Consider the following 9,813-nt stretch of genomic DNA (forward strand, 5'->3'; position numbering starts at 1 on the left):
TCCTACCAGCGGTGTACGACAGACAACGCCGTCGATCCTACTGCCCGCACCCCGCGCCCGACGCGGGGTGACCGAGGAGCGGACACCCTCCCGCCAGGTGCTCCGGCTCGGGTGGGGGCCGCTACGAGGGCGTGATGCCGTCCTGGCCGAGCAGGCCTGGTGCGTCGGGCCCGATGCGGGCGGAGGCGGCCGGGCCGTACCGCCCTACGGAGGTGTGGACGTAGTAGTTCCCGGCGATCATGTCGCGGAGGTTGTCGACGTGGTGGTGCACCGCTTCACGACCGCCGCCGGACAGGCCCAGCCGGTCGCAGAACCCCGCTGTGCCCTGGTGCAGGTCCAGGAACGCCCGCAGGTGCTCGTCGGCCGTCGCGATGACGTAGCGGATCGCCGAGTCACGGGAGCGGCCCTGTTCCGCCATGACGAGCTGGACGAGGTTGGGTTCGCCGCGGGCCTCGTCCTTCTCCAGGCCCGTGACCTCGTTGACGAGGACCACGTGATCGACGGTGTGCCGGCGGGCGGTGGTGAGCCGCCCGCTGTGCCAGGCCAGCGACGGCACCTCGAAACGACCGGCCGCCTCCAGCAGATGGAGGGTCGGCCGCACCGCGATCGAGTGTCGCCGTACCTCCAAGTGTTCGTCGACGGTGGGGACTTCGCCGGTGCGCCGGTTGGCCTCCTCGGTGAGGTTCGCGTACAGGTAGTCCAGCCAGCTCCTGGCCGCACGGCGGCTCCACTCGGCCGACCGCCCCTCGGTCATGTCCGCCCAGAGCCGCGCGAAGGCGGCGCCGATCCGCGGCGTCGGCGGGCTGTCCGGACGGGGTGTCGAAGAAGTCGTCGAAGATGAAGTGGAAGGCCATCCCGTTGGTCAGCAGGTCGACGTCGTCCCCGGCTTCGGTGCAGAAGTCCGTGCCGAACTCCGCGACCCCGCTGGCGGCGTACAGCGCCACGGCGCTGTCGGTGGGCAGCAGCCCGAACTGCCGGGCCCACGCGATGTTGCGCTCCAGGGCGGCGGGCGTGTCCGGGTGCGACCGGCGGGGGTAGGGCATGAAGAACTCGGCATCCTGGGGCACTCGACCGCTCCTCGCGCGTGTGACCGGCAACGCATCCAAGATCAGCGGTGCGCGGCGCCCCGGTCAGGGCGCACCGCCCGGCGCACGAAGGCATGTGCATGGCGGGAGTTCGGCGGTCGCCGGGCGGGGCGGGGGCGGCTTGACACGGTTGATCGTATCGAGAATATTAGATGCGTCCTGGTGTCGAGGGTGTCCGTGGTCGGGGAAGGAGCGTGCGTGGTGGATCCGCTGGCCGTGCACAAGGCGCTCGCCAACCCGGCGCGTGCGGATTTCCTGCGCTGGCTCAAGACGCCCGAGCGGTACTGGGACGAGGCGTACTACCGCGAGCGCGGGGTGGGCTTCCACGTCGGGGTGTGCGTGACCGACATCCGCGAGCGTTCGGGCCTGGCCCAGTCGGTGGTCTCCGGGTATCTGCAGATCCTGCGTGACGCCGGGCTGTTGGTGTCCGAGCGGGTCGGCAAGTGGACGTTCTACCGGCGTGACGAGGAGACGATCGCGGCCTTCGCCGCGTACGTGCGCGACGAGCTCTGAGGTCGTGCCCGGCCGGGTGCCGCTCGACCGGGGTCGTGGTGCGGGGGTGCCGGGGTGCCGTGGTGCTGTGACGTCGATGAGGGGTGCCCTTGGGTGGGCGCCCCTCTTCTTCGGCCCTGATTCATCTAACTATCTAGATTTGTCGTTGCGGATTCGGATGGCGATCCGGCCCGTGGACGGCCCGTGGACGTGAGAGGGAGGCTGTTGATGGACGGTGTACGAGGTCCGCGCGCGGCGCTGGCGGTGGGGGCCCTGGCGGTCGGGGTGTTCGGAGTGATCACCACCGAGATGGGGGTGGTCGGGGTGCTGCCGCGCTTGTCGCAGCACCTGCACGTGGCTCCGGCCACCGCGGGCTGGCTGGTCGGCGTCTTCGCGCTGACCGTGGCCCTGGCCGGGCCGCCGGCCACCCTGGCGGCTTCCCGGCTGCCGCGTAAGGCGGTGCTGGTGGCGGTGCCGGTGCTGTTCGCGGTGTCCAACGCCGTGTACGCGCTCACCGACTCCTTCCCGGTGATGCTCGCCTTCCGCGTCCTGCCGGCCCTGGTGCACCCGGTGTTCTTCGCCCTGGCGCTGACCGCCGCCACCCGGCTGGCCCGCCCCGGCCGGGAGGGGCGGGCGGTGAGCGTCGTCTTCGCGGGCGTCAGCGCCGGCTTCGCCTTCGGGGTCCCGCTGACCGCCTACCTCGCCGACCACCTCGGCCTGGCCGCCGCGTTCTGGAGCGCCGCCGCGGTCAACCTGCTCGCCGCCGCCGGCCTGCTGGTCCTCTTCCCCCGCCTGCCCCGGGAGCAGCACGTCTCGACCGCCGGACAGCTCGGCATCCTGCGCAGCGCCCGACTGTGGCTCGCGGTGGCGGCCGTGACCCTGATCTTCGCGGCGATGTTCGCCGGCTACGGCTTCTTCGCCGAGTACCTGGAGAGCGTCACCGGCCTCGCCCCCTCCCTCACCGGTGCCGCCCTGATGGCCTTCGGCGCCGTCATGACCGTCACCGGCATCGGCTTCGGGCGCCTGCTGGAACGCGACCTGACCCGCACCGTCACCGCCTACCCGCTGCTGTACGTCGGCCTGTACGCGCTGTTCTACGCGATCGGCACCCATCCGGCCGCGATGGTCGCGGGCGTCCTGCTGTGGGGCGCCGTCCACTCCGGGGGACTGGCCGTCGCCCAGGGCTGGCTGGCCCGCGACGCCGCCCGGGCACCGGAGTTCGGCAACAGCCTGTTCATCTCCTTCTCCAACCTCGGCATCACCCTGGGCACCGCCCTGGCCGGCGCCACCGTCACGGTCGCCGGTCCCCGCCACCTGCCCCTGGCCGGCGCGGCCCTGGCGGCCCTTGCCCTCGCCGCCGTCTGCGCCCGCCGTCGCGTCGGCCCACCCACCCCGCCGGCGGGTGTCCCGGGCCCGGCCGTGGTCTCGGCCCCGGCCGCGGAGCGGGCCCCGTCCCGCAGCGGGGTTCAGGCGGGCGGCGGCCAGGGCCAGGGCGTGGGCAGGGTGTAGTACCAGCCCGGGCGCCAGGGCGGCGGTTCGCGCAGGACGTCCTCCAGGCGGGCGCCGGCCAGCAGGCAGTCCAGCGCCCAGCGGTTGGCCGAGTGTGCGATCAGCAGGACGCGCCGTCCGTCGAACCCCGCGGCGAGGTCGGCCAGGAAGGCCCCGGTGGCGGCGAGGACCTGGCGGTGGCTCTGCCCACCGGGGTACGGGTGGTCGGCGCAGTACGGGCGCAGCGCCGCGACCAGGGCGGCCGGGGCGCCGTTGAGGGTGCCGTAGTCGCACTCGCGCAGTCGGGGGTCCTGGTGCAGGGGCGGGTGGCCGCCGGGGAAGGCGATGCGTGCGGTGGCCACCGCGCGGTGCAGGTCGGAGCTGAACACCGCCGCCAGCGCCTCGCCCCGGCGCCGCTCGCCCAGCTCGGCGGCCTGGCGCCGGCCCAGCGGGCCCAGGCGCCCGGGCACGTGGCCGGTGGCGATGCCCGCTTCGTTGTCGGTGGTCGTGGCGTGCGTCTCGTAGACGATCTCCACTGCCATTCGCCGGTTCCTCCCTGCCCCGCCCCTGGGCTGCCCTGCCCTGCGCTGTCGGGTGGCCTTGCGGTGGCCACCGGTGCTCGCCGGGTCGAGGGGAGGGTGCCCGGGGTGGGGGCCGACTACGCGTAGCGCTCGAACAGGGCCGCCACGTACTCCTCCAGGCGGGCGGACAGCAGCTGGGTGCTCAGGTCGGTGCGGCCCAGTTCGCGCCAGGGCACGGCGACCTTCTCCGCGTCCGGCGCGAAGGCCAGCGCGTCCAGCAGCCGCCAGTACAGGTGGTCCTCCCCGGTGGCGGTGAGCGTGCCGCCGGCCCGCTCGTAGGCGTCGGCGAAGGCCAGGCCCGTCTCCACGCCGTGCAGCAGGGCCAGCGCCGTCGAGCAGTGGGCGACGTCCAGGTCGGTGGGGCCCCAGGAGGTCTCCACCCAGTCGACGACTCCGCTGACCGCGAGTTCCGCCCCCGTACCGTCGAACAGCACGTTGCCCGGGTGGAAGTCGCGGTGCAGGAAGGCACCTCGGTGCTCGGGGGCCGGGCGGCCGATCAGCGTCACCGCGCGCTCCCACAGTTCCGGCCGCTCGGTGGCGGGCGGCACCTGCACGCGTTCGGGGGAGGTCCAGGCCTGCCAGGCCCGCGGCCGCTGCTCCTCGTCGACCTCGACGGTGTGCACGGCGGCCAGCTGCCGGGCCAGCAGCTCCACCCGCCGCGCCACGTCCCCGTCCTCCTGCACCCGCACCCCGCCGTCCAGGTGGGTCATCAGCAGCGACGGGTGCTCGCCGTGCTCGCCCCGGGCGTCCACCGCGCGCAGCCGCGCCGCCGGGATGTCGCGGGCGGCCAGCAGGCGCAGCACGTCGGCCTCGCGCTCCAGCATGCCCGGGGCGTGGCGGACGTAGAAGGGCTTGACGAAGGAACGCAGTACCAGCGAGTAACGCCCGCTGCCGTCCCGGCCGTTGTCGCCGTTACCGCTGTTGTCGTGGTTGCCGTCGTCGCTGCTGTCGCTGTTGACGGATTCGATGTCCAGGCGGCGCATCTGCGAGGTCCACCCGCCCTTGAGCGCCCGCACGCCGGCGATCCGCTCACCGGGCGCCAGCGTGCCCTCGACCCACCGGCGCGTTCCGGCCCACCCCTGGACCTCGTCCTCGGTCATGGTCGACCACCCTACGCCCCGCCCCGCGCACCCGTGGCGACGCCCCGGCCCCGTACGACGGCCTGGCGGCGGAGCCGCTGGTCCCTAGGGGCTTGGTGGGTGGGGCGTGCGGTGGGCTTCGGTGTCGGCGGCCGCGATGACTGCGGTCAGGAGGCCGGGGAAGCGTTGTTCGAGTTCCTCGGTGCGGAGGGTGTTCATCTTCGTGGTGCCGACGTAGTACTGCCGTACCACTCCGGCCGCGCGCAGGACGGAGAAGTGGTGGCTGGAGGTGGAGCGTCCGATGGGTAGGTCGAAGGAGCCGCAGCTCAGGTCAGCGCCCGAGTGGGCGAGGGTGTGCACCACTTTGCGCCTCGCCGGGTCGGCGAGGGCCTCCAACACCTGCTGGACGTTGACGTCCTCCACACCGGGGTGCACGATCACTCGCGCCGTCACGCGTGCCCGTCCCACACCCACCACCCCTTTCCACGCCTGGCCCCCGTTCCGAGTCGAACCCCCGTCAACCGCCGCGCACGGTGCGCGACTTCATGGCAGACGCTACTACGGGACGGGGTCCCGCCACGCCCGCTGCAACACCTCTGCAACACGAACCGCGCGCCGACCGCCCGAACGGGTGGTGTCCTCGGTGTTCCTCAGGCGAGTTGGGAGGCCAGGCCCGTGGTCAGCAGCGTGAGGCCCGCGGCGAACGTGGCGTCGGGGCCGGGGTGTTCGGTCTGCCACTGCACGAGGAGCGGGAAGTGCGCCGGGTCCGGGCCGGCGGCTTCGCCGGTGGGGGCGGGCTCCTGTTGCTCCTGGAGGACGAATCCGATGACGTAGCTGGTCACCGCGTGCCCCAGCACTGCTGCTTGGGCCGGTGTGAGTCCCTGTGTGCTCATCAGGGCCAGGCCGTCCTCCAGGGACCTGAGCGTCGCCGTTCCGGGGACGAGGTGTCCCGACACCAGCCGCGCGCCGTCGCGGCGTCCCAGCAGTGCCCGGCGCAGCCGGTGCGCGAACGCCTCGGTGTGCTCCGCCCAACTGCCCGGCTTCGTCTCCGCCTCCGCCTCCGCCTCCGCCTCCGCACCCTCGCCTTTGCCCGTCACGGGTGCGGAGAAGGCCGGGGCCACGACGGTGTCCGCCATGGCCGTCAGGAGCTCCTGCTTGCTGCGGACGTGCCAGTACAGCGCCCCGGGGGCCACGCCCAGGCGTTCGGTCAGCGCCCGGGTGGTCAGTCGCTCGAGCCCGACCTCGTCGAGCAGGTCCAGTGCGGCGGCGATGACGTCATTGCGGTGCAGCGCCATGGTGTCAGCGGGCTCCTTCCGGCGGGAAAGCTTGGGGGCAAGGGGACTTGAGCTTAGCTCAGGTCATCTGCCTATGATCGACCTGAGCGATGCTCAAGTGGCTTCGGGCCTTCCGGGCTCTCGGGCTTCGGGCTTTCGGGTTTCGGGCGAGCAGACATGGAGGCGTGGCATGGGTGAGTACGTGAACGTCGGTGGACATCGCACCTGGTGCGAGATCCAGGGCGAGGGTGACCCCGTCGTCCTGCTGCACGGGGGAGGGGTGACCGCCGACAGCTGGTGGGGCCAGATCCCGGCCCTTGCCGCGCACTTCCGCGTCCACGCCCCCGAACGCCGCGGCCACGGCCGCACCCCCGACGTCGAGGGCCCCGTCACCAGCGACCTGATGGCCGGTGACCTCATCGCCCTCCTGGAGACCCTCGGCACCGGCCCCGTCCACCTGGTCGGCTGGAGTGCGGGCGCGACCGTCGCCCTGCGGACGGCGCTGCGCCGTGCCGATCTGGTCCGTTCCCTGGTCCTCATCAGCGGTGGTGTCAGCCGTGCGGGTTCCACCGACGCCGACGCCGCGATCCTCGACGACACCGCGCGTCTGGAGGCCATGCTCCGCCCCCAGTACGAGCCGCTGTCCCCGGACGGCCCGGCCCACTTCCCCGTGGTCTTCGCCAAGTGGCTGGCCATGTGGCGGGAGGAACCCGACATCGGCTTCGCCGCCCTGGCCGACCTGCCCATGCCCCTGCTGGTGATGCAGGGCGACCACGACGGCGTGCGCATCTGCCACAGCGCCGCCGTGGCCGGAACCGCCCCCCACGGCCAACTCGCCGTCCTGCCCGGCACTTCCCACACCGCCCCGCTGGAGAAGCCCGACCTCGTCAACCGCCTCCTGCTCGACTTCCTCACCCAACCCGGCCCGCCCGCCAGGCAGTTCGCGCTCGGCGCCCTCGCCCAGGCGGCCCGCGACCACGCCTGACCGCCCCGGGGCCCGCACCCGGTGGTGCGGGCCCCGGGTGCGCGGGGTCAGGTGGTGTGGATGCCCTGGCCCGGGGTGAGGATCCCCGCCGGGTCGAAGCGCCGCTTGGCCCGCGTCACCCGCTCCCACAGCCCTCCGTAGTGTGCCTGCCAGTCGGCGCCGCTCATGCCGGGTACCGCGCCGATGAGGTAGCGCTTCCCGCCGAGCTGCACGGCCCGCTCGTACAGGCGCCGGTTGCGCTCCAGCATGGCGGCGGTGTCGGCGCCCGGCGCGGGGAAGGCGAGCAGGTCGAAGTGCCAGCCGACGGGGGCATCGGGCAGGACGGCCAGCGGCGTCGCCACCTTCGCCCGCGTGTACGGGTAGAACAGCAGCAGCCCTGCCCCCAGGTCGGCGGCCGTCAACTGCTCGGCGGCCTCCCGCATGAACACCCCTGCCGTGGCGGCGGGCAGGAACAGGCTCAGCCACGGCTTCGGCAGCCCCCAGAAACCGGCCGAGCGCAGGTACCCCGCGAAGGCGTCGACCCGGAACGCGTACTCGCGCCAGCCCTGCTCCACCACGGTCGTCTCGCCCGGCACCGGGTTCAGGCCGGTCAGCAGCGCCTGGCGGTCCGCCGGCCGGTCCGCCGGCCCGTACGCCACCAACTCGGCGGTGAAGCGCCAGCGCTGTCCGTCCGCGCTGCGCACGACGTTGCCGACCTGGAGGTCGAAACGCCCGTCGGCGAGCACTTTCTGCTGGTCGGCCAGGTAGGCGTCCAGGTCGTCGTAGGCCAGGGTGAAGACGGTGGACCGCGCCGGGGCGGGTACCAGCGCCAGCGTCGCCCGGACGATGATCCCCGCCTGCCCGCCGCCGGCCAGCACCGCCTCGAACAACTCCCGGTTGCGCCCGCGCGAGGCGGTCACCAGCTCACCGGTGCCGGTGACCACCTGGAGTTCGCGCACCGTGTCGGTCTGCAGGCCGTGGTGCTGCACCGCCCCGCCGATGCCGCCCACGCTGAGCGTCCCGCCCACCGACAGGTGGAGGTAGTCCGTCAGCACGGGCGGCACCCAGCCCTTGGCCAGGCCCGCATCGACCAGTTGTGCCCAGGTGGCGCCGGTCTCCACGACGGCCTCACCGGGCCGTATCGAGATGACCCGGTTCAGGCCGCGGGCGTCGATCGCGATGCCGCCGAGCGGGTTGGCCTGGCCGTAGTTGGAGTGCGACTCCAGGGAGGCCGTTCCCTGCGCGGCCGCGTCCCCGCTCTGCCCGTTGACGGCCACCGGGACACGATGGCGCCGGGCGAAGGCGACCACCTTCTGCACGTCGCGCACCGAGCCGGGGCGCAGCACCGCGCGGGGCGCGCGGGTGACCAGGTGCCCGAAGTCGGTGGAGAACCGCTCCAGACCGTCGCCCTGCTGCAGCGTCACCGCCCCGTCCAGGGCGGGCAGTTCGGCGACGTCCGCGTCGGGAGCGGTGGCCCAGGCATGGGCAGTGGTGCTCCACCCGACGACGGCGGCGCCGGCACCGGCGATCAGGGCGCGGCGGGATAGGCCTGACCTGCTCATCTCAGGGTTCTCCGATCAGTCGTCAAATAGGGATTGTTGTACCGCAACCATCCCGCGACCACCTACCCGGCTCGTGCGGACCGTGCTGCCTCGTCGTCCGAACCCTGTCACGCGGACGGGGACGCCGGTGGCGCGCCCGTCACCCGGATCTTGTCACCCGGACCCTGTCACCTGGTGGGCTGGGCACCGCGCCAGGCACCCCACCGGAACGTCACCGCTCCACGTTCAGGCGGCGCATGGGCGGGCGATCGAGCACCTCGATGGACATGATCCGGTCGTCCACGACGTCCAGGACCAGCATGCCTTTCGAAGGCAGGAGCGGCACACACCGATGGCCGGGACCGTACGGCTGCCCCCGCGGATGCTCCGCCGTGCGGATGCTCTGGCAGAAGTCGTCACCACAGCCACACTCGCCGACCAGCCGAACATCCCTGACGCTGACGGCCAGGCCATCTTCTCCCTCACTCTCCAGGAGGGCACTCAGCTCGTCGACGAGGCCGGGGAAGACATCGCGAAGGAGGGGATGCTCCGGTTCCATGGGGTGAGGGTAGCCGGAGTGATCAGCTGTGTGTTCAGCTGCGGGGGAGTCAGCCCAGGACGCCGGTCAGGGCGTGGAGGAGTACGGCGTCCAACCGGTCGCGAGGATCGTCGGGCGGGGAGGCGGCGAGCAGGGCGGTGATGCGGGGGTGGCTTCCCGCAGCGGCGACGTGGTGGAGGTAGGCGGCGGTGCGGCGCGTGGTGCCGGTGTTCGCGGCAGCCGTTTCGTTCTGGACGAACAGCGCGGTCAGGCCGCTGAGGAGGGCGAAGGCCTCGAGTTTGCGGGCGTGGGCGGCCGGGTGGTCGGCGAGCACGTCGAGCACGTGCTCCAGGAGGTCGATCCCGTGGGGGCCGAGGGTGGGGCGGCTCATGACCATGGCGGGCAGCCAGGGGTGGCGGCGCATGATCTGCCGGGCCTGACGGGCGACGGCGAGCAGGTCGGCCTGCCAGTCGCCGGTGGGGGCGGGCAGGTCGTAGTCGCTCGCGGTGCTGTCGGTCATCAGGTCGAGCAGGTCGTCGCGGGTGGCCACGTAGCGGTAGAGCGAGGCGGCGCCGGTGCCCAGGGCGGATGCGACGCGGCGCATGGAGACGGCCTCCAGGCCCTCACGGTCGGCCAGTTCCACCGCGGCCGTGGTGATCTCGGCGCGGCTGCGTTCGGCCGGCCTGCCCGTCGCCAGGATCAGCCATCACCTGGTCTTCGCCGGTCCGCCCGGCACTGGCAAGACCACCGTCGCCCGCCTCTACGGCGCCC

General features: G+C 73.0%; 10 protein-coding genes and 2 pseudogenes. 4 read left to right on the forward strand and 8 right to left on the reverse strand.

The window, feature by feature from the left end:
• Window positions 1-121 precede the first annotated feature (121 nt).
• A pseudogene (locus ACFXOZ_RS40845) lies at window positions 122-796 on the reverse strand (terpene synthase family protein); the annotation flags it as partial.
• A 487-nt stretch (window positions 797-1,283) separates the two neighbouring features.
• Between ACFXOZ_RS40845 and ACFXOZ_RS40850 the strand changes: the two are divergent.
• Both ACFXOZ_RS40850 and ACFXOZ_RS40855 read left to right on the forward strand, forming a co-directional pair.
• Window positions 1,284-1,598 carry an ArsR/SmtB family transcription factor gene (locus ACFXOZ_RS40850; RefSeq protein WP_380532272.1) on the forward strand — a complete coding sequence of 105 codons (315 nt, stop codon included), beginning with the start codon at window positions 1,284-1,286 and terminating at the stop codon, window positions 1,596-1,598.
• A 207-nt stretch (window positions 1,599-1,805) separates the two neighbouring features.
• Window positions 1,806-3,086, forward strand: a complete 1,281-nt coding sequence (locus ACFXOZ_RS40855) for an MFS transporter (RefSeq protein ID WP_380595108.1) — start codon at window positions 1,806-1,808, stop codon at window positions 3,084-3,086.
• Here ACFXOZ_RS40855 and ACFXOZ_RS40860 read toward each other — a convergent pair.
• The 4 genes from ACFXOZ_RS40860 to ACFXOZ_RS40875 form a co-directional block, all read right to left on the reverse strand.
• Entirely contained in the window at window positions 3,044-3,607 is a 564-nt protein-coding gene (locus tag ACFXOZ_RS40860) for a histidine phosphatase family protein (protein WP_380595110.1), read from the reverse strand. The two genes, ACFXOZ_RS40855 and ACFXOZ_RS40860, sit on opposite strands and share 43 nt — an antisense overlap.
• Before the next feature lie 116 nt (window positions 3,608-3,723).
• The gene (locus ACFXOZ_RS40865; RefSeq protein WP_380595112.1) at window positions 3,724-4,746 is read right to left on the reverse strand and encodes a phosphotransferase family protein; all 1,023 of its coding nucleotides are present in this window, start codon (window positions 4,744-4,746) and stop codon (window positions 3,724-3,726) included.
• 84 nt (window positions 4,747-4,830) lie between these two features.
• Window positions 4,831-5,178, reverse strand: coding sequence for an ArsR/SmtB family transcription factor (locus ACFXOZ_RS40870; protein WP_380532263.1), 348 nt, complete (start codon window positions 5,176-5,178; stop codon window positions 4,831-4,833).
• A gap of 197 nt (window positions 5,179-5,375) precedes the next feature.
• Window positions 5,376-6,020: a TetR/AcrR family transcriptional regulator C-terminal domain-containing protein gene (locus ACFXOZ_RS40875; RefSeq protein ID WP_380595114.1), complete on the reverse strand. Its 645-nt coding sequence runs from the start codon at window positions 6,018-6,020 to the stop codon at window positions 5,376-5,378.
• 169 nt (window positions 6,021-6,189) lie between these two features.
• Here ACFXOZ_RS40875 and ACFXOZ_RS40880 point away from each other — a divergent pair, with 169 nt between their 5' ends.
• Window positions 6,190-6,984 (forward strand): alpha/beta fold hydrolase, encoded by a 795-nt coding sequence (locus ACFXOZ_RS40880; RefSeq protein WP_380595116.1) that lies wholly within the window; start codon window positions 6,190-6,192, stop codon window positions 6,982-6,984.
• A 47-nt stretch (window positions 6,985-7,031) separates the two neighbouring features.
• Here the strand turns inward: ACFXOZ_RS40880 and ACFXOZ_RS40885 are convergent, their stop codons facing one another.
• From ACFXOZ_RS40885 to ACFXOZ_RS40895, 3 genes are all read right to left on the reverse strand, one after another.
• Window positions 7,032-8,525: an FAD-binding protein gene (locus ACFXOZ_RS40885; RefSeq protein ID WP_380595118.1), complete on the reverse strand. Its 1,494-nt coding sequence runs from the start codon at window positions 8,523-8,525 to the stop codon at window positions 7,032-7,034.
• Window positions 8,526-8,736: 211 nt separating this feature from the next.
• On the reverse strand, window positions 8,737-9,063 hold the full coding sequence (locus ACFXOZ_RS40890) for a hypothetical protein (protein ID WP_380595120.1): 327 nt from the start codon (window positions 9,061-9,063) through the stop codon (window positions 8,737-8,739).
• Between the two features lie 49 nt (window positions 9,064-9,112).
• Window positions 9,113-9,685: a TetR/AcrR family transcriptional regulator gene (locus tag ACFXOZ_RS40895; protein WP_380595122.1), complete on the reverse strand. Its 573-nt coding sequence runs from the start codon at window positions 9,683-9,685 to the stop codon at window positions 9,113-9,115.
• 19 nt (window positions 9,686-9,704) lie between these two features.
• Here ACFXOZ_RS40895 and ACFXOZ_RS40900 point away from each other — a divergent pair.
• A pseudogene (locus ACFXOZ_RS40900) lies at window positions 9,705-9,813 on the forward strand (ATP-binding protein); the annotation flags it as partial.

This window comes from Kitasatospora sp. NPDC059160 (assembly GCF_042755465.1).
In the GTDB taxonomy this organism is placed as follows: domain Bacteria; phylum Actinomycetota; class Actinomycetes; order Streptomycetales; family Streptomycetaceae; genus Kitasatospora.